We start from the raw sequence: 24202 nt of genomic DNA, 5'->3' as shown, positions 1-24202 counted from the left end.
TAAAAACACCGCCAAAAGCGGTGTTTTTTTGACTAAAATATTCTGACTTTGACAAAGGACCTATGGTGTTATACATAAACTCTTATAGTCACTTCAAAACAGTCCTTTTTGTTATCCTTATTTAGCCGTTAGCCCATACTTATATACCTTTTACCGAATACGACACTTTCTTCACTCTTGTATTTAATCCGCCATGTTTTACACTTCATAGAAATAGTTTTTTTGTAGATGCTTTTCGTAGTATTAATTCCCCTTTTAACTAATCTTTTCAATAAAAGAAGAATTAAAAGGGAACTTTATATTTCAGGAACACCTAAAATATAGGATATGGAAAAAATTACTTTAGTTAAAGAAATATACACAGAAGCGTTTAGAAATTGGAGAAGTTATATTCTTGAGAATTATTTTAAGCTCTTTTCTTGGTTGTGTTTTGTGTTAATTGGTTTGGCGATTTATGCAATAGTTTTTAGAATATCTACTGGGTTTACTTTTAGTAACATATAGAGTATTAGAGTAACATTTTTACTTTACTATAATTATGCTACCTATCCAGAACATCTTTACAACAGTTAAAGATTAAAAAAACAAAGGCCCAGAAATTTCTGGGCCTTTGTTTTTGAAGTCAATTGAATTAATTATTTCTTCTATTCAACGTTAAATCGAACAGATTTAAGTATTGCTTCTAGTTCGAACATATAGTCCCTCTTTTTAGTCGCTGGTGCAAATACAAAACCTTCTAATATAAGTTTACGATTGTTTTCTTTATCATTTATGATATACGTTAAAAACGGGCCTGCCATTGGGTATGCGGACATTTCCCAGATTCCCCTTACTTCTGCCGCTTTTTTTCCAGAAACCTCGGCAGGAAAGACATATGGCGTAAATGCCTTTTCTGTAATCATGTGATTATTTTTACCTGCAACATCACTTCCTTTAATAAAAAGATCACCTATAGAATCGCGCATTCTAATGATGTCTTGCGCAAAAGTAGAATCGTTCTGAAAACCATTCTCTGGCATGGTATAGGCAATAATATTCATGTTCCCTTTTTGGATTTCACGCGAAATCCAGACAAAATTGTCTTCTTCTCTACCTACTCTATAAATAGAAGGGATTTTCATCGAAATATTAAACTTATCTACTAAAGCCTTCTCCTTATTTAATGATTTTTCAAATCGTTTTTGCGCTTTTGAAATTTCAAGTGTTTTGAAATCCTTAATAAATTCGGCTGAAGTCTTATTGATGTTGTCGATAAGTTCTTGTTTGTTTCGACCTTTTATAACTCCGACCTTTTGTGGCTTAGAGTACATATTAGATTTCATGTGAGCCAAATTTAACGAATCTTGCATAACGTATAAAACGGAGCTCGTGTTTCTAATAGATCCAGAAAATATTTGTTGCGGAATTTGAGTAACACTAAATAGCGCTTCGTCCCAAGTTAGGCCTTGTGCTGCTGCAGTATAATTTTCGCGAATTGCGTCGCCAACACTACTTTTCCATAGCTCATTATCGATTACTATCGTTAACGTATTCATTGCGCCTACAGATTCTGGCAAATAATCAGCTTTGCCCTCTTCCTTACAGGCAATTGACAATCCTAGAATAGCAAAAAAACAAAGTAAAATTCTTTTTTTCATTGGTATTTTAATTTACGAAGAACAGTCACACAATTTAAGTTTTGTGCCTAGTTTTAAATTATTACCACTAATACCGTTCCACTTTCGTAAATTTTCTATACTAACTCCAGGATATTTTCTAGAAATGGTCCATAAAGAGTCTCCACTTCTTACTTCGTGTGTTTTTGAGTTACTTACCACAGCATTCCTAGCAGGCGTTTCCCTAGGTTTTACAGATGCAGTTGCATTTTTTCTTGGATAGATTGTTAAACGTTGCCCAATACGCAAATTATTACTTCGTAAACCGTTCCATTGTTTAATTTGGCTTACACCAACTCCGTAACGTTCAGCTATCTTTCCAAGAAAATCACCATCTCTTACTCTATAACGAATACTATTTTGTTCTGCTTGTTTTGTGATTTCTGCAAGTGGACTTTCCTTACTTTTTAATTCTTCTTCTACATGTGCGTAAATTGCCTCTTCGTTTGCAACAAATTTTCCCATTTTATGTACAGGCAACCTCAACGCATGAGTTTTACCATTAACAAAAGGAATGACATCTAACTTATAGGACGGATTTAATATTTTTAATTCCTCTTTATCGATGCCGGTTAATTCTGAAATTTGGTCAAATGTTATCAAGCTTTTTACATGTATCGTATCTGTTTCGAAATAAGCTCTTTCTGCTCTTTTCGTTTTTAATCCATGTTCCTCGGCATATTCAAAAATATACATGGTAGCTTGAAATGCTGGTACATATCCTGCCGTTTCTCTTGGTAAGTTTCTTCTAATATTCCAATAGTTTTTTTGACCTCCGCTTCTACGAATTGCTTTGTTTACATTTCCTGGACCAGAGTTATAGGCAGCAAGTGCCAAATCCCAATCATTATAAATCCTAAATAATCTATTCAAGTAGTTACACGCCGCCTCAGTTGATTTTATTGGATCACTTCGCTCATCAACATAACTATTGATGTTCAATTTCATTTCTCTACCAGTACCATACATAAATTGCCAAAGGCCGGTTGCACCAACTCGAGATTTAGCTTTAGGGTTCAAAGCCGATTCAACTATAGATAGATATTTCATTTCTAATGGAATATCATGATTATCTAATTGCTGTTCGAATAAGGGAAAATAGAATTGACTTATGGTAAGCATACGCTCCATTAAATCTCTTTTTCTTGTTAAAAATGATTTAATTACACTCTCTAAAGATGCATTATATTCTACATTAAAAGGTGTCTTTTCATTTAATCTTGCCAAACGCATTTTTAAAGTGTCGGTGGGCAAGTCTAAAACGAAATCGGAGATTGTGTCAAGCTCCATTACTTCTTGATACATTTCATCAAAAAGAGGGGCTGCTTCTACAAGTTCTTTCATCCATAGACTATCAAACTTGGCTGCCAATTCATTGTCTTCAAGATTGTAAGATGAAGATTCAGTAGGCTTAAACAACACTAGCTTTTCTATTGGAGAATTCGCTAAATTTTCAATTTGATCAATAGGTATTGCAGTAGAAACTTCATTGTTTAAAGAATCATCAACAATAATTAAATTATCACTTATAGAATCTTTAACCGTAGTATCCGAATCCTTATTTTGTGCAGAACCCAAAATTGGAACTAAAGTTAATCCCAAAAAATAAAAATATTTGCAGGCGAATTTATTCATAAGAGGCGAATTTGTTAACGGAACTAACGAAAATCGTACATTTTTTAATGAGAATAAAATAAATTCTCTTAAAATGCACAATTTTTCGTTGTAACCCGTTTATCGATAACGCCTTTGCTATGCTAATATTGCCGCGATACCAGGCAAGGTTTTACCCTCTAAACTTTCTAACATTGCGCCTCCGCCTGTTGATACATAACTTACTTTGTTTTCAAAACCAAATTGCTTTACGGCAGCAACAGAATCACCACCACCTACTAATGAAAAAGCACCGTTTTTTGTTGCTTCATCAATAAAGTTGCCTACCTCAATAGTCCCCTTTGCAAATTTTTCCATTTCAAAGACACCAATAGGACCATTCCAGAGAATAGTTTTAGAAGCTAAAATCACCTTTTTAAAATTTTGTAATGTATCTGGGCCAGCATCCAACCCTTGCCATCCATCAGGTATTTTGTTTACATCTACCACTTGCGTATTTGCATTGGCATCAAAATCATCTGCTGCAATTACGTCTACGGGTATATGAACATTGACACCTTTTCGCTTTGCTTTTTCAAGAATTTCTAAAGCCAAGTCCATCTTATCATCTTCGCAAATAGAATCTCCTACTTTTCCACCTTGTGCCTTAATAAAGGTATAGGTCATTCCTCCACCAATAATCAAGTCATCAACCTTATCTAGAATATTTTCGATAATAGTGATTTTTGAAGAAACCTTTGCTCCTCCAAGAATAGCCAAAACAGGTTTTTCACCTGTCGCCATTACTTTTTCTATCGCTTCTATTTCTTTAGCCATTAACAATCCGAAACACTTAGCATTCGGAAAAAACTTTGCCACCACAGTAGTTGATGCGTGAGCACGGTGTGCCGTTCCAAAAGCATCGTTTACATATATATCTCCAAGTTTTGAAAGCTTTTCCGCAAATTTCTCATTCCCTTTCTCTTCTTCGCTATGAAATCTTAAATTTTCTAACAAAAGAACCTCTCCGTTTTTTAATTCTGCAACAGCTTTTTCTGCTTCTTCACCTACACAATCTCCAACAAATTTTACAGCAACTCCAATTATTTCAGAAACTGCATTAACAATATGGATTAAAGATAGATTAGGATTGCGTTTGCCTTCTGGTCTGCCCAAATGACTCATCAATACAGCGCTTCCGCCATCCTCTAAAATCTTAATTATAGTTGGTTTAGCTGCCTCAATTCTATTTGTATCCGTTACTTCAAATTTATCATTTAATGGTACATTAAAGTCCACTCTTATTAACGCTTTCTTATTTTCAAAATTAAAGTCATTCAATACTTTCATGTGATTTTCCTTTTATTAAGTAACAAATGTAAAGATTTATAGGCTTGGGTTGAAGTGCTAATCGGGATAATTTATGCTCAATTCCATTAATTTTGTTATGCTTTAAAACAACTATATTTGAATCGATGTTATTTAAAGATATATTAGGACTTTCCCATATTAAAAAACACTTGTCTTCAAGTGCTGATGCAGGTCGAATACCTCATGCGCAACTTTTTGTTGGGCCAGAAGGCTGTGGCCTTTTGCCAATGGCCTTGGCATATGCACAATACATTATTTGCCAAAACCGCAATGGAGAGAATGAAGGAGAAAATGAAGCTTGTAATCTTAAGTTCAATTCTTTTTCCCACCCAGACGTTCATTTTGCTTTTCCTGTTGCCAATTCTGATAAAGTGAAATCTCATGCGGTTAGCAACCATTACATGAAAGAATGGCGCGATTTTATTAAAAACCAGCCTTATGGCAATCTCTTTGACTGGTATCGCCATATTGAAATTGAAAAAAAGCAAGGGCAAATTGGTGTTGATGAAGCACAAGATATTGTAAAAAAACTCTATTTAAAATCTTATGAAGGCGGTTTCAAAGTAATGTTGATTTGGATGGCCGAAAAAATGAATACGGCCGCTTCGAACAAACTTTTGAAATTAATTGAGGAACCGCCCGATAAAACTATTTTTCTTCTTTTATGTGAAGATGAAGAACAAATAATTCAAACTATTAAATCGAGATGCCAAGTGGTTCATTTTCCCCCTTTGGCTGAAGATGCTATAGCAAATGCTTTAATAGAAAAAGGAGCCGCGAAACCAGAAGCTATGAGATTAGCCCATGAAGCAAACGGAAATTTCAACAAAGCTTTAGACCTGTTGAATAATGATTCGGAAGATCTAGTCTTTGAGAATTGGTTTGTACAATGGGTACGCAGTGCCTTTAAGGCAAAAGGTAATAAGGCCGCAATTCATGAATTAATACTTTGGAGCGAAGAAGTTGCCAAGACAGGAAGAGAAACGCAGAAAAATTTTCTACTGTATTGTATTACAGTAATGCGACAAGCTTTAATGATAAATTATGGTGCAGAGGAACTTGCTTATTTAAAGATTCATGCAGAAGGATTTCAATTGAAAAAATTTGCGCCATTTGTGCATGAAAACAATATTTTAGATATAACCAAGGAGCTTGAAGGTGCTATATATCATATAGAACGAAATGGAAATTCAAAAATCATTTTCACCGACCTTTCAATCAAACTAACGCGATTATTGCACAGAAAAAAAACCGAACTTAAATAAACTACCATGAAAAACATTTTAGAACATGCAACAGAGATTTTACTTTTATTATTTTTAATAATTACTTTTCTACAAAGTGGTTTTGACAAAATTTCTGATTGGAATGGAAACGTTTCATGGCTGAAAGAACATTTTTCTAAAACATCACTTAAAAACATAGTACCCTTGATGGTCGGTATAATTTTAGTTACAGAAGTTGTTGCTGGGATACTTTGTTTAATCGGTATATACCAACTTTTAAGTACAGGTGATAGGCTCTTTGCGATTTATGGTGCAATTTTATCATGTATAACCTTACTCATGTTATTGTTTGGACAACGTGTTGCCAAAGATTACGAAGGGGCCAAAACCATAGCAGTATATTTTATACCATCTATTCTATTGGTATTTCTCTTGCAGTTTTAATAGTCGCTAAGCGTAGTGAAGACTAACAATACAAATTGATACAAAATAAAAAACCCTCCAAATAGGAGGGTTTTTTTTGGAGGCATCGAGCGGATTCGAACCGCTGTACAAGCTTTTGCAGAGCTGCGCCTAGCCACTCGGCCACGATGCCCTTTTTTAAGGGATAGCAAAAATAAACAATTATCCTTTTCCAAGTGCCATACAAAACCAAGAAAATAAAGGAATACTGATTATTTAATATTTAAAAAACCAATTACTCTCTACTTAAATTCAATGATACCGTTACTTTTTCAACATCACCGTTTATAGGCGGGTTGATTTTTGATACGGAAACCATTGATTTTTCTACGGATGGAAGTTCTAAAAATATTCGATCAATAATTCTTTTGGCTACATGTTCTAATAATTTAGAAGGTATCGCCATTTCTTGTTTGACAATTTTATTGATGTGAACATAATCGACCGTGTCTTTCAACTGATCGGATATTGAAGCTTTTAATAAATTCGTATCTACCGACACATTAACCAAATAATCACTTCCAATATTGGTCTCTTGCGGCAAACAACCATGATGCGCATATGCCTTTATATTTTCTAATTGTACTTTACCCATTATTCATGTTCTGGATAACAAACTTAATCAATCTCATGAAAGGTTTAATAGGTACAACGACAATTACTAATACCTTGAAATAAATCTACTCCTAAAGTAACCACATGGGTTCCTGAACTATAGCCTAAAATTTCATTTAGAATAACTTGATAAGAATATCCAAAGTAAAAATTACTCTTCTTTAAACCTGCTATAGGGGCGATATAGAGTGGGTTTCCTATTTGATCATTCAAAAAACGATAGTTAATGCCCGCATAATAATAATCTTCAAAATCGTAAAACCTAAATTTCAAGTTCAAATCGGTTACCGAACGACCATCACTTTCAAATAACTGAAAGAAAATAGAAGGCTCTACTTCTACCTTACTCGTTTTTTTCTTCATATACCTATACCCCGTATAAACATAGTAGTTTCTAAGTCTATTTGGCTCATAAATAGGGTTGAAATTGCTTAAATCCTTATCCAAAATATTAGACGCATTTACACTAAAGTAAAACTTGTCGTATCGATAAAGCATGCCAACATCAAAGTTATGATTCGTGGTCGCTCTATCATCTGTTACAGATGGATCTAAGGCGTCAAAATTCTGAATATCAATTCGAAACTGATTAAAATTATAGGAAAGTCCGAAAGATAAAAACTCATCATCATAACGGTCCAAGGTAAGGTGGTGCGCAAAAGAAAGCCTTGCGCCGCGTTGTTTTGTTTCACCGTTACTATCGTTATATAATAAAGTTCCTATACCTGACTTCTCACCAATTCGCATATCTGCCGCAAGCGACTGGGTATCTGGCGCATCTTTAATACCAACCCATTGTGTAAGGCCGTTAAGACGTATTTTTACATGGTCACCAATACCGGCATACGTTGGCGACATCACAAACGGATTATCTGCAAGGTATTGCGATAATTGGGGTATGGTTAGCTCCTGCGCTTTAGCAACATAGGCACTAATAAAAAATGCTAAGGCCAATAGACTGTTTCGCATCATCTTTTTAGGTTAAATATTAACGATATAGGGTAAAGTGACCAACAAATTCTCTTTCATCTCTTTCTCCATTCAATTTGATTACATACCAATAGTCTCCTGTAGGTAATTCTTTACCAGAGTATAAACCATCCCAACCTTCTGAATCTGCCGATTGTTCTGAAACTACTCTACCATAACGATCAAATATTTTTATTAGTATTTCTGGAAATTGTTCCATGTTTCTTGGTATCCAAAAATCGTTCTGTCCATCGCCGTCAGGGGTAAAGAAATTGGGCAATTCAATGTCAATGAATTCCATGAAAATATTTGCAATTGATTCACAACCATTTTGATCTATAACACGAACTTCATATGTATCTGTTCTAGTAATGTAAAAGGTATTCTTATCACCATTATCGATATCGTCGAAGTAGTAGGTGTATTCTTCTCTTCCACCTTCTGCGATAGCGGTTATCTCATTCATGTTACGTTGTTCTAAACTTAGGGTCAACGGATCAAACGCCTCTATTACAAAGTCAATAGTCTGTATACAACCGTTTTCATGAGCGATTGTAATATAGTGGCTACCAGGCGCTGTATTTCTGAAATCAGGATTCAATTGTAAGTCGGCCGGATCAACAGAATCTATAGCATATAATATGTCACCTATAACGCTATCATCTTCTACCGTGATATTCACATAATTACTTGGAGTATCACCTGAACATTCATAAATCGGTTCAATAGTAGCATTGAGGTTTACACCTCTCTCTATTTCAACAACTATATTGGTGTCGCAACCATTTGCGTCTTTAATAATGATAATATATTCACCAGAAGCCATATCAATGAACTCAGTTCTGTTTAATACAAAATCTGCATCATCACTAGAATTCAACGCTGTACTATAAGGAGCTGTCCCACCACTAATTTCAAGAACTATCGTGCCATCTTGACTATCTACACAAATTTCTGGTGTAGTTTCTGCAGATACCACTAAACTTGCCGGTTCTGAAATAGTGTACGTTAGATATTCGAAACAACCATTTTGGTCTTGTGCGATTATCGTGTACTCACCAGGTTCTAGATCTGTGAATGTATTATTATCAAAGAACTGGTTCAGGTTAGGAGAAATCGCATACTGGAAACCTCCAGCTCCACCAGATAGCGTTACTGTAATCTCACCATCATTTTCACCTGCACATGTTACATCTATTACACTTTCAGTATAAGAAAGAGGTGTAGGTTCGACAATAACTACTTCTTCAGCTGCTGTTGTACAATCTTGGCTTATTACAGTTACATAATATGTTCCTGCGCTCAAGTCTCTAAATACGCCTTGTGACTGAGGACCTGCAATACGTGTCGCTAACGACAATGAAGCATCTGTGAACAACTCAAATTGATAGTTGCCCAAACCTCCAGTTGCTTCAGCATAAATAACTGCTGTACTTTCGCCAGTACAATTAATGAATGCTGCCGTCTGATCTACAATCAAGGTCAACGGGTCAATTGGATCTTCTGTAATTGCATTTGATATCGCGGCTTCACAACCGTTCACGGCATCCCTTATATAATATTGATACGTTCCAGCTGGGAAAGTACCTGTAGCAGGTAATCCCATTGGGTTGCTTGTCATAGGCATGAAAGTAACATTGTCTGTACTGTACTCATATGTACCACTGCCGCCAATTGCCGTAAGTTCAAATTCTGCCCCTGTAGCACATGTCAATGGATCAGTTCTTATTAAAAATACCTCAACTGGTGTTGGTTCCCTAACTTCTACAGTATTTGTAGTAACATCACAGTTCCATCCATCGCTTACGGTAATACTATAAATACCCGCTCCTAAATCATTAAAATCAGGACTTAGCTGTTGACCGGTTGTAAATACTATAGAGGTTCCTGCGTCATCATAATAATTGAGCTGATACTCATAACCACCACTACCTCCACCTGTAACATTTGCCGAAACAATCGCCCCGGTGTCACCATAACAAGCTAAATCGGTAATTAACGGAGTAGCATTAGCAACAATTGGAGTTGCAGGATTCAACACTTCGGTATAAGAACGTGGACATCCAGAGGCATCGGTAATCGTAATATCAAAACTACCCGCAGAGAGTCCCGTGAATACAATAGACTGTACGTCTGTAGCCGTATATGCAGGCTGACCTGTTGTTGTATTGGTCATTACGATGTCATAAGGAGCATATCCGCCTGTTGGGTCAATTAGAATTTCTCCTTGGTCATTTGTACATGTCGCTTCTGCCAATACATCTACAGTTGCCGACAATGGCATATCCGGAGATATAATTGTAACCATATTACTATTATCATCACACAAAGGAACATCTGTTTCCGTAATGGTCACATAATAATTACCTCCTGAAAGTCCTCCTACAGTTCTCGGATTTACCGAGGTGTCTGTACTAACGATTCCTCCAATAGGATTGTCATTGCTATCAAATACCTGATAATCATAATTACCAGTGTATCCAGAAATAGTAAACTCTAAAGTTCCATTACCATCTCCAAAACATGTTACTGGTAAAATAGCTGTAGCTGTCACCTCAATAAAGTCGAATGGAGCAATTGTATAAGTAGCTGTATCTACATAACAACCAGTATCGGTATCCGTAATTCTGAATGTATAATTACCAACCGCGGTTAAATCATAATTAGCCGTAGTTGCCGTAAGCGCTGTCTGTACGCCATTAGGGTTTCCAATAGGCAATAGCTCAAATGTATAGTAATGAGGATTGCCATCATCAGTTACTGTAATCAATACTTCTTCTGGATTATTAACATCACACGTGATGCTGCTTAATGTTGTTACATTAGCTGTAAACGTATTTAAAGGCGCTATGGTTTGTGTTGGTAATGGGAACGGACAACCGTTTTGGTCCCTTACCACAATATCATAATTGCCAGCAATGGTTGTTTCGTAGGTAAACACATCGCCACCTGTTGGCAGGAACGCTCCACCATTAACACTATAGAAATAGTTTGGTGTTCCTGTGCCTGTAGTAATTGTTACTTCAATAGAAGCTGACTGCGTGCCATTATTTATATTACAAGTTAACTCTGTTACTGCCGTAATAGCAGCATCCAAAGCAAATGGTTCCCGGATAATTACTTGGTCCGTAGCAATACAGTTTCTATTAGATGTGACTGTAATATCATACGTTCCGGCAGGAAGTCCTGTAAATAACCCCGTATTTTGGGTAAATGTGTTTGTCCCGTCCGTTATTTCATAAACATACGGTGGATTATCATTAACCCCTATACTTGTTGGTGCCAGGTTAATCGTAATCCTTCCGTCTGAAAGTCCAGCACAAGAAACATCCGTTTTATCCGTAGCCAATAAAGTTACAGGTGTTGGTTCTTCCAATGAAACTGGTGCATCTGCAAAACAGTTTGGTGTTCCCAACGTATTATCTGTTACTCTAACTATATAATCTCCAAAAGCTACACCTATAAATTGATTCGCTGTTGGCACTAGTCCGGTGTCAGTCAAGTCAGATCGTAACAACTGAACAGTCGATGCTCCAGAACCACCAGTAACCGTAAAGTCGATAATACCATCATTGGTAATACAACTTGGCTGTGTATTAACCGAGGCACTGATCTGTAATTCAGGTTCAATAGAGATGTTCTCGGTCTCACCACATCCGTTGGCGTCCACGATCGCTATCGTGTGCGCGCCGGACGATAGGTTCGATACCGTTACCACGTCACCCGCGGACACCCATCCAGGGGCGGACTGCGGCGAACCGCCGTCAACACTGATCCTATAGGGACCAACTCCAGCTACGTCCATCGTAACGTCAACGGCGTACGTACCCTCCGAAACACACTCGTCGACTATCGACAAGACAATACCAGGGGTTGGGTCCATAGCTATCGTTACAGCTAATGGGGCGCTTATGATACAACCGTTGCTATCACGTACATAGATGTCCCAGTTAAGGTTCACCGATGGGTCCAGTTCTATTGTGCTGTCAAAGGTAAAGGACCCTGGAACTCCCGCCCCGCTTTGCGATGCACCGTACGTATATGCAGGTGTGCCTCCGTTGGCAAGTACCGTAACCACTGCATCGGATACGTTACAGTTCGCGTTCACCACATCTACCAAGGTCAGTGCCAATGGTTCTGGGGCATCTATCGTTACCGTATTGGTTATCGCCGTACATTCCGGGTAAGCGGTTGCCGTGATCGCTACCGTATAGGTGCCCGCGCCAAATGTACTTGGCACAGTGAACACATATGGGTCTGCCGTGGCATTGTCCGTAATCGTTGCGGTAACCGCAGTGCCAGAACCATCACGTACCTCATATTCAAATGTCCCAACATAGCCCGTTACCGTTACCTCAATGGTACCATCGGTACTATCGCTACAGGTAGCGTCGTTTGTTACCGTTGCAACAGCATCGATAAGGTCATATGGTGCCACATTGTGCTCCACGATCACCGAACAGTTCGTTGTCGTATCCGTTATCTCGTATACATAGTTGCCCGGTGCGGTGATCACTATATTGGCCGGGTCCGCTACCACATTGCCACTAGGTAATTGTGTGTATGTATAGTTGCCCGATCCGTTCAAGGCAACGATCTCTATAATCTCCTCGCCATTGTTACAGTCTATGACCTGTAATTGGTTGATGGACGCCGTTACCTCCTGCATCACAGGGACTGGTACCGATACGGTATCCTGACATCCGTTGCTGTCCTCCACCACTACATTGACCGCAGCGGAACCATAGGCCACCTGGTACGTGTTGTCAGTGCCAAAGTTGGCGCCATTGTCAAAACTATATAGGTATGGACCGGTTCCCGATGGGTTCCCCGTTCCGTCATTGTCTATCGTTACCGTAATGGTACTTGCCGTATCGTCACAGGTATATGCCGATGCACTGGCAGAAATCGCCAATAAACTTGGTTCGTCCACAATTATCGATTTGGTGTCCTCACATCCCTTGTCGGATATCACCGTAACATTATAGGTGCCCGCAACCAAGCCAGTGAACACGTTCGTTGGCTGTGTAGTGGTCCCGCCGTCTAGACTATATAAGTATGGCGTATCTATATTGCCCGGATCCAAGGTTACCGTAATCGTACCGTCGTTGCCGCCAAAACAGCTAACGTCCGTTGCCGATAGGCTAAAGGTAGGCAACTCGGGTGCCGGTAAGGTAATCGTTACAGGGACTATACAGTTGGTGGCCGTGTCCTCTACCTCAAAGGTATAGGAAACGGAATGTGTCAAGCCCGTGAATACACCGGTTCCGTTGGAAGGTCCCGCAGGACTTGTCCGTGTATAGGTGTACACTCCAGATCCGCCATTGGCAGTGACCGTTACCTCGCCCGTATTGGCAGGGTCACAGTTCTCGTCGGAGCTTACCGCCGCAAGGGCCGTCAATGGTGGGAATATCGTTATGTTCTCGGTCTCACCACATCCGTTGGCGTCCACGATCGCTATCGTGTGCGCGCCGGACGATAGGTTCGATACCGTTACCACGTCACCCGCGGACACCCATCCAGGGGCGGACTGCGGCGAACCGCCGTCAACACTGATCCTATAGGGACCAACTCCAGCTACGTCCATCGTAACGTCAACGGCGTACGTACCCTCCGAAACACACTCGTCGACTATCGACAAGACAATACCAGGGGTTGGGTCTACCGTAATGGTAACATTTAAAACAGGTGAAATACATAAATTAGCATCTTGGGCATAAACATCCCAATCTAAACTAACAGAAGGGTCTAATGTAAACGTTGCTCCTTCAGGAAATGAACTAGGTACAGCTGCACCATCTACAACATATGCGTAAGTATATGGACTTGTTCCACCACTAGCTCTAACCGTAACCTCTGCATCATCATTACAATTAGCGGAAGTTTGACTTATTAAACTTAAAGCTACAGGAGTAGGCTCAGTAATTCTAAAGGTAGTGGTTGCCGTACATGATGGTGCGGTTGCCTCTCTTACCAATAACACATAATCACCTGGAGGTATCTGATTCACTGTTAAACTCTGTGGGCCTCCAGCAGGTCCAGGACCAACAGTTCCGGCATATGCACCTGATCCAGTAACATTAGTATTTGTTACTGCGTTTAAAATTTCCCAGTCAATTGTATTTACTCCACTATCATAATTATCAACAGTAAAGGACATTATACCATCATCAGAACCTGTACATGTAATATCGGTTGTACTATCAACTAATGCAGTGATAGTAGATAAAGGTGGTATAACCACTTCTTGATAACTTGTACAAAGATTAATATTGTCAGTCGCCTCAATAATATAGGTTTGCCCTGGGTTTAGGCCATTGAAAGTTGCTTCCTCTGTAGTTGGGCCTGTGGTAACCTCGGCATCCGGAAGTGTACCAACGTCATAAATTCTAAAATCATAATCCCCAGAACCTCCTGTTGCGGTTATAATGGCTGTTCCGCCAGTTGGACAATCAGGTGGTGGTATATTTGCTGTTAATGATAAATATGGATTAGATCTTACCCTTACCGATCCCAAATCACTTTCGCAACCGTTGGCATCCACAATTCTTACATAATAATCGCCAAAATCAACTCCATCAAAAGAATGGGTAGCACTAGCGGAAACAGCTGGGTTAGGATCGCCACTTCCAAGAACAACAATATTATTTGCGCTATCATAAAGTGTATACGTAAAATTAGCAACTCCGCCCTGTGTAACAGTAACATCAACACCCCCAAGAACATTACCCCCTCCTGGAACATTACTACATGTAACGTCTCTTGAAGTCATACTTGAAAGTATCTGTAACGGCTCATTTACAACCGAATTTCCATTAAATTCACAACCTTTACTATCTCTTACGATATATGGGTAGGTGCCCGCAGCCAAGCCAGAATATGTTGTGGTTGACGTAAAAGCACTGCCATTAAAACTAATGGTATATGGCGTTAATCCAAAATTTGCATCAACATCTACATATACAGAACCATCTGCACCTCCAAAACAAGCTACATCGGTTACTACGGGAATTGCTTGTGGTAAAACGGTAGGCTCAACAACCACTTCGTTTGTCTCTACTGTACAGCCTCTAGCATCTGTAATTAAGAACTGGTATGTTCCTGCGGCACTTGCGCCATTATAAGTAAATGTACTTCCTACAATTGGTGTGGTAGCTCCATATCCACCACCATCAACTTGTATTTGATAGGTTGCATATGGTGTATATCCATTAGCGATGGCCACGTCTATAATAGCGTTTCCTGTACATAAAAGATCTTGTGTTAACACTGCATTTGCCGTTAATTGAGGCTCAATAGTCTCTGTAATGGTATTGGAAGTACAACCAAAAGCATCAGTAACTACTATGTTATATGTATCTGGTGTGAGGTTCGAAACTGTAAACTGATTTCCAATAATAACATTTTGTCCTCCACCATTAATACTATAGGCATATGGTGCCACGCCATCTGTAATATCAATGGTCAGCGAAGCTTGGTCCGTACTGTCATAACAAAAATCTGAAGTTGTTAAAGCTAATGTAGGTGTAACTACTGGGTCAATAGTTATTGGTTTTGTATCGATACAACCATTGGCATCCCTTACATAAATATTGTAAGTTCCTGCTGGGACATTGGTAAATTGATTATTGCTGTTGTAGGCATACACAATGGCGGGACCAACGGTGTTTTCCAATTCGTATTCATAGTTGCCCCAACCACCTGTTGCCGTAACGTTTATTGTTGCATTTTCAATGCAACTTACAGGGGTATTTGTAAAAGTAAAATCCAATGCTATAGCAGGCTCAGTAATTAAAGCTGAAGATGAAACATCACAATTAGTGGTGTCATCCACTACGTTTATGATATAAGTATCAGCTGCCAATCCGGGCACTGAAATAGGTGTTGTGGTATTAATATTATTTGCAGATTGAATAGGGTTGCCTAAACTATCTTCTACTGTATAGCTGTACGTACTCACAAAATCAGAGACTGTAAATGCAAATTCACCATCACTGTCCCCAACACAGGTAACATTACTAACTAGTTGATATAGCACACTAACCTGAGGTATAGGGTTTATGGTATAGTCCTCATCTACAGAACATCCTTTGTCATCCGTTACCCTAAAAGTATAGGTGCCCGGTGCCAAGCCTGCAAATACATTGTTGTTTAGGTTATTAGTTGCACTTATTGCAGGTGCTATTATTTCATAGGTAAAAGGTCCGTTTCCGTCTGTGACATTAACTGTTACATCACTTACTATTGCAGGGCAGGTTGGTGCGGTCTGGGTAAATGAAAGATCGGTAGGTTCGTTTAATGGATCTATTACCTGGGTACTTGTTGCGATACAAAGGTTGGCATCCCTTACGGTAATGGTATAAGTTCCATCTAAAAGACCTGTAAATGCCGTTGTTCCATCAAAATTAACGCCATCTATACTGTACTCGAACGGGCCAGTACCGCCATTTACGTTTGTTACACTGATAGTGGCTGCCCCAGAAGTACAATCATAATCTGTTGTGATACCAGTTGTAAGTATTAAAGCATTAGGCTCATTTACTACGGCTGTACCGGTAGTTACACATCCTTTACTATCTGTAATACCATAGTTATATGAACCAGCTGCTAAGTCAGTATATATTTCTTGTGTTGAAGGCGCACTACCATCAAAGACAATACTATAAGGTGCTGAACCACCAGAGATATTTAAATCTACAATTCCGTTAGTATCTCCATTACAAGTTACATGAGTGATTATTGGAGTACTTGTAGCCGGTAAAGCATCAGTTACAATAACTTCATTAGTCTCAATAGTACAATTTCTTGCATCTGTAATTAAGAACTGATATGTTCCAGCAACGGCTGCACCGTTATAAGTAAATGAATTACCAACTATTGGAGTGATAGCTCCATAACCGCCTCCATCAACTTGTACTTGATAAGTAGCATAAGGTATGTAGCCATTTGCAATGGTGACATCTATAATAGCGTTTCCTGTACACAAAAGATCTTGTGTCAATACTGCATTTGCCGTTAATTGAGGCTCAATAGTCTCTGTAATGGTATTGGATGTACAACCAAAAGCATCAGTAACGATAATATTATAGGTGTTTGGTGTTAAGTTTGGTACAGTAAACTGATTTCCAACGACACTATTTTGACCACCACCGTTTATACTATATGAATAAGGTGCCACACCATCTGTGATATCAATTGTCAGCGAAGCCTGGTCCGTACTGTCATAACAAAAATCTGATGTTGCCAAAGCTAATGTTGGCGCTACTGCAGAATCTATGGTTATTGGTTTTGTGTCGATACAACCATTGGCATCCCTGACATAAATATTGTAAGTTCCTGCTAGGACGTTGGTAAATTGATTATTGCTGTTGTAGGCATACACAATAACAGAACCAACGGTGTTTTCCAATTCGTATTCATAGTTGCCCCAACCACCTGTCGCTGTAACGGTTATTGTGGCATTTTCGATACATGTAACTGGTGTATTGGTAAAGGTAAAGTCTAGAATTGCCGATGGCTCAGAAATTACAGGGTTAATGGTAATACTACAATTAGTGGTGTCATCAATAACGTTTACCACATAAGTGTCAGCAGCCAATCCAGGTACTGAAATAGGTGTTGCAGTATTAATGGTAATTGCTGACTGAATGGGGTTCCCTAAACTATCCTCAACGGTATAGCTGTATGTGCTTGCAAAATCAGTTACCGTGAACGTAAATTCACCATCACTATCCCCAACACAAGTTACATTGCTTACAATTTGAGAAACGGCTGTCACCTGATCAATTGGTGCTATAGTATAATCCTCTTCAATAAAACATCCTTTATCATCCGTTACCCTAAAGGTATATGTACCTGGCGCCAAACCAGTAAAAGTTGCATTATTTACATTATTAACGGCATCCCCTGCAGGGGCAACAATTTCATATATAAAATTTGGATTACCATTAGTAACCGCTACGGTTACATCACTCGTTAAAGCCGGGCAAATAACAGCGGTCTGTGTAAATGAAAGGTCGGTAGGTTCGTTTAATGGATCTATTACCTCGGTACTTGTTGCGATACAAAGGTTGGCATCCCTTACTGTTATGGTGTAAGAACCATCTAAAAGACCTGTAAATGCCGTTGTTCCATCAAAATTAACACCATCAATACTGTACTCAAATGGACCGGTACCACCGTTAACACTAATCACACTTATTGTTGCTGCACCTGTTGTACAATCATAATCCGTAGTGATATCAGTGCCAAGTACCAGTGCATTTGGCTCATTAACTATGGCTGTACCATTAGTAATACATCCTTTGCTATCTGTAATACTATAGTTATATGAACCAGCTGCTAAGTCAGTATATATTTCTTGTGTTGATGGTGCACTGCCATCAAAGACAATACTATATGGTGCCAAACCGCCGGAAATATTCAAATCCACAATTCCGTTACTATCGCCATTACAGCTTGCATCGGTGATAACCGGTAAGCTTACAGGTGGTAAAGCATCGGACACAATAATTTCATTCGTTGTAATTGTACAATTTTCACTGTCTGTTATTACAAAAGCATATGTGCCAGGTGTAGTTGTTGTATAGGTGAACGGTATACTTGGAACCGCTGTATTTGCTTGAAAAGAAGCCCCATTTAAAAAGACTTCATAGCTAAAGGTCGGGTTACCTCCTGCAATCGTAATTTCTATTTGGGCATCAGGTGGTATGGTACAATCTAAATCCTTTAGTAAACTGGCAGAAGCACTCATGGTAGGAAAAACATCAATTGATGTTGTTGCCGTACAATTTCTACTGTCAATCACCTCAACATTGTAACTTCCTGGGCCTAATCCCGTAAAATCAACATTTGATTGGTATGGGCCGCCATTTAATCGATATTGAAAAGGTGCTACTCCTCCAGAAGTTACATTAGCCGTTAATACTAATCCAGTTGTGCTATCATAACACAAACTATTGGCAGTAACCTCCAAAACGGGCGCAACTGTTGGGTTTAGACTAAATGTCTGGGTTACTTCACAGCCTCCTGCATCACGCACTGTAACTGTATAATTCCCTGAAGTATCCGTAAGTCCTGTAAAGGAATTTGTGCTCTGAGGGCCGGTTACTGTCCCAGCAGGATCTTCTAATTCATATTCATAACCTCCCCATCCATCGGTTGCTGTAATTACCACAGAACCAGGTACAGTTCCTGTTGTAGAACAGGTTAAATCTGTTACATCCAAATCTGAGATTAGGAGTGGTGCTGGTGGAGCCGCTACCGTTACGGAGGCATTATCTGTACAGTTTGTTGTATTATCCGTTACTGCAATTACATAAGTACCTGCACCAAGTCCCGTTAATGGAATACTTGCATTTGTTTGTGCCGAAGCAGAAAAATTTGCAGGTCCCGTTACGTTATAATCATAGGTGCCCGTTAAATCGGCTAAAGTATATGTTATAGAACCATCTGATAAACCAAAGCAAGTAACATTATTATTTAAAGCTCCGGTTACGCTAATTCTATCAACAGGGGTAATTGTAAAATCTTCTTGAATAGCACAGCCTTTGTCATCCGTTACCCTAAAGGTATATGTGCCTGGGTCTAACCCAGCGAACACATTGGAATTTCCATTATTTGCAACATCCCCTGCAGGGGCAACAATTTCATATGTGAAATTAGGATTCCCGCCTACCACAGAAACTGTTACATCTGATGTAAGATCAGGACAATTAGGAGCGGTTGCGACAAAAGTTAAATCTGTGGGTTCATTTAAAGGTAATATCGTTATTGGGTCTGTTGGATACGTACATCCAGCTGCATCTCTAACTGTTATAGCATATGTGCCATCTGTAAGGTTTTCAAAACGATGTGCATTTGGTGTGCTATCTGGAATAAAGTTTACGCCATCTATACTATATTCATAGGGTGCCGTTCCTCCCGTTACATTTTGTGCTTCAATAATACCCTCTAGCAAACAGGTATAGTCTTGAATTAAGGTTGATGTTGCGCTAATTGCATTACTTGGAGCGGAAATTGTATGTTCCTCTGTATAATCACAAGATGCACTACCTTTTCTTTGGTTAATTACAATTGTATAATCTCCAGCAGGTAAGTTTGGAAAATAACCTGTTGTATTGGTTGCTAATTCTACATCATTTTCATCGTATAGATAATAAGTTAGTTGATAACCATTATCATCTATTAAATTAAACTGTATTGTTCCGCTAGAATCCCCAAAACAAGCCACATCAATTACCGAAGTAGGATTAAATTCTGCAGCTGGTCTAAACTCAATAGTTACATTATTGGAAAATGAGAAGCAATTATTTCTGTCTACCACTACAAAAATATAGTCACCTGGATCAAATATGTCAAAGATTTGACTAGTCTGAAACTCAGAAGAAGGTATGTCCTGTGGCGTTGGATATGAAGTTACCGTAACCCCATTATTATCAACATATTGCCAAATGGCATAGGTGTGTGGCGTTTGACCACCTCCAGAATCCATTAAAATATTACCCTCTCTACAGGTGATATGCTGTGATACCCTTGCATTTAATGCAAGATCATTGTTATTTACAATAGATACCTGTTCGGTATGTGAACAACCTTCATCTGTGCGCGCAATTACAATGTAATCTCCTTCAGCTAAACCTGTAAAAGTAAAGTTGTTGTCTGGTTGTGCTGTTTCGTTATCAATCAAAGTGCCAGCGCCACCATTAGAACCATCATCCAATCTTAATTCATACTCATAATTGGGGTCGGCATTGTTAATCTGTATGTTTATTGAGCCCAACCCGTTACAGGTAGCATCATTTGCGGTTACGGCATAAGATACATTTCTATCTAAAATACCTATTTCTGGGGTGCTAAAAACACAAGCGCCATCAATAGGGTTCCCAGTTTGGTCCAATTGATTAACCTCCACAATATAGGAGCCATTTTCTCCTGAATTGAAGTCAAAACTTGGACCATTATTGGAACTAAATGGAATCAAAATATTATTGGTAGCAGCATCAACCAATTGATACCCATAGCCGTTACCTAAATTTGTAATCGTAATATTTCCTGGGTCACCACAAATAATATCCTCTGCATTGTATTGAATATCCAAGGTGTTTTGGAATACATTGTAGTAGAAGCGGCTAGTACAACCATTTTGATAAGTAACTGACAAGCGATACTGCCCTTCACTGTTTACCGTATAATTGTTCCCTGTACCTACTTGAGACCATGTACAGGTCAGTGCTTTATTGGCGCAATCATCTCCAGATGCGGAACAACTACCCTCATCTAACTGTTCCCAAACAATACTTTGTGCATCAACTATGTTTACCTGTAGCAGTTTGGTATCATCTATACCACATAAAAATAGTTTAGGCAATAGATCACTATCTACACTACATTGTACTATTTCACCAGCTATATCATTAGAAGGGTCGCTATCTGAATTTACATCATTAAAATATTCTATTATTGGATTTGGAATAAGACCTGATCCATAAGGAGAAACCGTAATAATTTCTTTAAATCCTTTACATGGATCAGCTACTATCTTATCCACAATGTAAGTGCCCTCTTGGGTGACTACTATTGTACTAGGGTCGTTGTCGGGATCACTATCTGTAATTATAGTGTCTCCTGAATCAATATCATTGTTACCATTATTATCGCTATACCATATATATTCATCAAAACCATCACCTGCATTCAATACGGCGAAGTTTCCACAAAGTTCAACAGTGCGCTCAAAATTACAGTCAGACAGGTCATCCAATAAAAAGTTTGTAGCTCCTGGAATAATAAAACCACAGGCATTAAAGTCGGTAACACTTGGGTCATCCGTAACCATTGCAGAGTTTTCAACACCTTGATACGTGGAATAAGCCAAATTCTGTATCAAATCTGAACACGCATTGATAAAATCAAAACAATTTTCGGCAACCTGAACCCGCATACGAATAGCATAAGCTGGGTCATTTTCTTCTATTAGATCATTAGGAATAGTAAAAACCACTTCTCTAGTGGCTGAATTATAAACGTAAGTAACTCCTGGTGGGAGCGAAAAGTCAGCTGCAATGAAATCGGTACGTCCATCTGGTGGGGAAACATTAACAGGGAGTATGTCCCTTATCGTATAATTGTCTCCATCATCATTTCCAATATTTTGATAGGTAAGTACATAGTCAAGAGTCTGGCCAAGATTTACACCTAGTCCTGTAATATCATCTCCTCCTGGTGTGTTTACCCTTTTTTCCAAAACAATATTTGGGGCAATGATCTCTACATCAAAAGAGGTGAAAAAGATATCATATTTATCTTGTGAGGAACTCGCTCTTAATGTTGCACTGGTTGCATCATTAGGGATAACATTGTTAAATTGATTATCAATCTCGAACAAATCCATGTCCCAACCTAAAGTGTTGGTACTATTCGGTGTCCTATCAGTTACTAAAGCATTATCCCTAGTAATATTGGAGTTAAAAAAATTAGTTGCAGGATTAACAGAATTAGATAATGGCATATAAACACCCGCACCAAAAGCGTCGATTGCAAGTCCATCCCCGCTAATTCTATTATCCCCCTCTAAAGCCGCAACTCCCATTTTTGCGTTTACAGCAAATGGGGCTGGCAAGGTAGTAAAACCATTTATAGGAATATCTACACTTTCTCCGGATTTAATACCCGCATAACCATCAAAAGTGGTAATATATCTACTGCCGGGTAAGTTTGGGTTTTCGTAAACAACAACTAGTGTCCAACCACCAGAAATACCACCAGATACACTACTTCCTGTACTAGCCCTTACATTGGCAACCGTATATTCCCCATTGGGATCGGCCAATCCGGTAAGCATATTGGTGACATCCTTATAAGCAGCATATGGGCTATAATACCCAAAATCTGTATCACCGTCGCCATCAAAAAGTATCTCATCTGCCGTTATGTCTTGATAGGCACCACCAGGCATTCTAAACTTAATATCATCAATAGTGCTTCTATCAGAGTTTACATAAACCGCTGACCAATATAAACCTGCATATCGCACCAAGGAGCAAGTTGCATCTGGAACCGTTAGTATAGCGCTACTAGAACTAAATGTAGAGGCATCGCCATCTACATCTATGTATTGCATATCAATATTGTCATTATAATCTGAAGCACTACCTGTTAAGTTATAAGGGTCATTAGGTGTTTGCTCTGGGTAACACACCCTATTTCTTCTATTGCCTGTACAGTACGCATCAATTTGCGCGCTTACAATGTTGTTAGCGGCAAAGGTCAATTCACCCCTAATATCCGCAGCATAGCGTACTTGAAACGGTTCTTTAACTTGCGAATGGGCCGTTTGGGCACCTAAAACAAGAAACAAAATAAAAATTAAACATTTAGTGTAATGTTTTCCCATTAGAGAAGTGAATTTGGTGAAATCTAAAAAACTAGTCAGTTTGGTCATGTTCTATACTTACAGAAGAAAATCATACAATCGATTTAAAATTCAAATCGTTCCAGGTGAAAATCTCCACTAACAAATATTCACTATAGTACTTAGGTAAAGAATTTATTGTTGTGGTATGATCAGTTTCTGTTGTGAAACAGCAATTAGAATGGGTTTGATTTCTTAGAAAAGTCCATTTTTTAATACTTTCAACCGCTTATTAGAGGAACAGATATTTATTTTTTTGGGATAAAATCAGACTATTTAAAAGAAAAAATCGGTGTTAGAAATACAATTTTAGATAAGAAAATTAGAGTAAAAAATGAGCTTAAAACCTTCGAAAATAAGACCTGGATTTTTTAAACTTAAAGTCTGATTTAAGTATTAATTTTTTTTAAAGTATTATCGTGATGATTTACATTTCAAAATGAAGTTCGTACTTACGAAGAACGGTGAATTTTTAACTTGTTTTCTTTGCTTAAAAAAACTAAAACAGAAAGGTTTGTTTACTTTAATAAATAACAATATTCTTCATTTTGTTACTTTTCTGATTACTAATTTTTAAAGACCAGTTATTCCCTTTCTTATAGATCATTTTCTAACAAGCACCCTTTAAACAATTATATCTCTATTTATTTTGGATAGCCTAACTGTTTCATTTTTTAATAATTGCGGTTTTGAATATGACTTTCTTTTCCAATTTATTAGTTCTATAGAGAAGGGAGAAAATTTTTATTGACTATTCGTTATAAAAAAAGGCATCCAAAATGGCATCACGAAACTCAACATCTTACACGGTAACGGACTTATTAAAATTTAAAAAAACATGAAGATTTATTTGCGCTTAATTTTCCATATAAAAATATAATTCGTTTTGGGTTGGGGTC

9 protein-coding genes and 1 tRNA gene are annotated in these 24202 nt (G+C 38.3%); 3 read left to right on the top strand and 7 right to left on the bottom strand.

The genetic code is table 11. The annotated features are described in order from the left end of the window. The first annotated feature begins 327 nt into the window (after positions 1-327). On the top strand, positions 328-504 hold the full coding sequence (locus AACZ41_RS02520; protein ID WP_339626173.1) for a DUF6747 family protein: 177 nt from the start codon (positions 328-330) through the stop codon (positions 502-504). Positions 505-644: 140 nt separating this feature from the next. Here AACZ41_RS02520 and AACZ41_RS02515 read toward each other — a convergent pair whose 3' ends face one another. The 3 genes from AACZ41_RS02515 to AACZ41_RS02505 form a co-directional block, all read right to left on the bottom strand. Then, positions 645-1637 carry a DUF4837 family protein gene (locus AACZ41_RS02515; protein ID WP_339626171.1) on the bottom strand — a complete coding sequence of 331 codons (993 nt, stop codon included), beginning with the start codon at positions 1635-1637 and terminating at the stop codon, positions 645-647. Between the two features lie 12 nt (positions 1638-1649). Continuing rightward, entirely contained in the window at positions 1650-3257 is a 1608-nt protein-coding gene (locus AACZ41_RS02510; protein WP_339626169.1) for a LysM peptidoglycan-binding domain-containing protein, read from the bottom strand. Between the two features lie 150 nt (positions 3258-3407). Then, on the bottom strand, positions 3408-4598 hold the full coding sequence (locus AACZ41_RS02505) for a phosphoglycerate kinase (RefSeq protein WP_339626167.1): 1191 nt from the start codon (positions 4596-4598) through the stop codon (positions 3408-3410). 125 nt (positions 4599-4723) lie between these two features. Between AACZ41_RS02505 and AACZ41_RS02500 the strand changes: the two genes are divergently transcribed. Both AACZ41_RS02500 and AACZ41_RS02495 read left to right on the top strand, forming a co-directional pair. Next, entirely contained in the window at positions 4724-5884 is a 1161-nt protein-coding gene (locus AACZ41_RS02500) for a DNA polymerase III subunit delta' (RefSeq protein ID WP_339626165.1), read from the top strand. Between the two features lie 6 nt (positions 5885-5890). Further along, on the top strand, positions 5891-6289 hold the full coding sequence (locus tag AACZ41_RS02495) for a DoxX family membrane protein (RefSeq protein WP_339626163.1): 399 nt from the start codon (positions 5891-5893) through the stop codon (positions 6287-6289). Between the two features lie 77 nt (positions 6290-6366). On the opposite strand, the gene AACZ41_RS02490 is transcribed toward AACZ41_RS02495, so the two are convergent. The 4 genes from AACZ41_RS02490 to AACZ41_RS02475 all read right to left on the bottom strand — a co-directional run bounded on the left by AACZ41_RS02490 (position 6367) and on the right by AACZ41_RS02475 (position 23333). Then, positions 6367-6440, bottom strand: a tRNA-Cys gene (locus tag AACZ41_RS02490). Positions 6441-6542: 102 nt separating this feature from the next. Continuing rightward, positions 6543-6902, bottom strand: a complete 360-nt coding sequence (gene folB, locus AACZ41_RS02485) for a dihydroneopterin aldolase (protein ID WP_339626161.1) — start codon at positions 6900-6902, stop codon at positions 6543-6545. Positions 6903-6946: 44 nt separating this feature from the next. Beyond that, on the bottom strand, positions 6947-7891 hold the full coding sequence (locus AACZ41_RS02480) for a type IX secretion system membrane protein PorP/SprF (protein WP_339626943.1): 945 nt from the start codon (positions 7889-7891) through the stop codon (positions 6947-6949). Positions 7892-7910: 19 nt separating this feature from the next. Then, positions 7911-23333: a T9SS type B sorting domain-containing protein gene (locus AACZ41_RS02475; protein WP_339626159.1), complete on the bottom strand. Its 15423-nt coding sequence runs from the start codon at positions 23331-23333 to the stop codon at positions 7911-7913. Positions 23334-24202 lie beyond the last annotated feature (869 nt).

Origin of the sequence: uncultured Maribacter sp., from assembly GCF_963974015.1 — a bacterium.
Classification (GTDB): Bacteria; Bacteroidota; Bacteroidia; order Flavobacteriales; family Flavobacteriaceae; genus Maribacter.
This window is presented reverse-complemented; position numbering and strand designations above follow the sequence as displayed.

Bases quoted from the DNA above. Each gene is read 5' to 3' on its own strand.
- AACZ41_RS02515 (WP_339626171.1), bottom strand. From the start codon at position 1,637: ATGAAAAAAAGAATTTTACTTTGTTTTTTTGCTATTCTAGGATTGTCA.
- AACZ41_RS02480 (WP_339626943.1), bottom strand. From the start codon at position 7,891: ATGCGAAACAGTCTATTGGCCTTAGCATTTTTTATTAGTGCCTATGTT.
- AACZ41_RS02495 (WP_339626163.1), top strand. From the start codon at position 5,891: ATGAAAAACATTTTAGAACATGCAACAGAGATTTTACTTTTATTATTT.
- AACZ41_RS02475 (WP_339626159.1), bottom strand. From the start codon at position 23,333: ATGACCAAACTGACTAGTTTTTTAGATTTCACCAAATTCACTTCTCTA.
- AACZ41_RS02500 (WP_339626165.1), top strand. From the start codon at position 4,724: ATGTTATTTAAAGATATATTAGGACTTTCCCATATTAAAAAACACTTG.
- folB (WP_339626161.1), bottom strand. From the start codon at position 6,902: ATGGGTAAAGTACAATTAGAAAATATAAAGGCATATGCGCATCATGGT.
- AACZ41_RS02520 (WP_339626173.1), top strand. From the start codon at position 328: ATGGAAAAAATTACTTTAGTTAAAGAAATATACACAGAAGCGTTTAGA.
- AACZ41_RS02505 (WP_339626167.1), bottom strand. From the start codon at position 4,598: ATGAAAGTATTGAATGACTTTAATTTTGAAAATAAGAAAGCGTTAATA.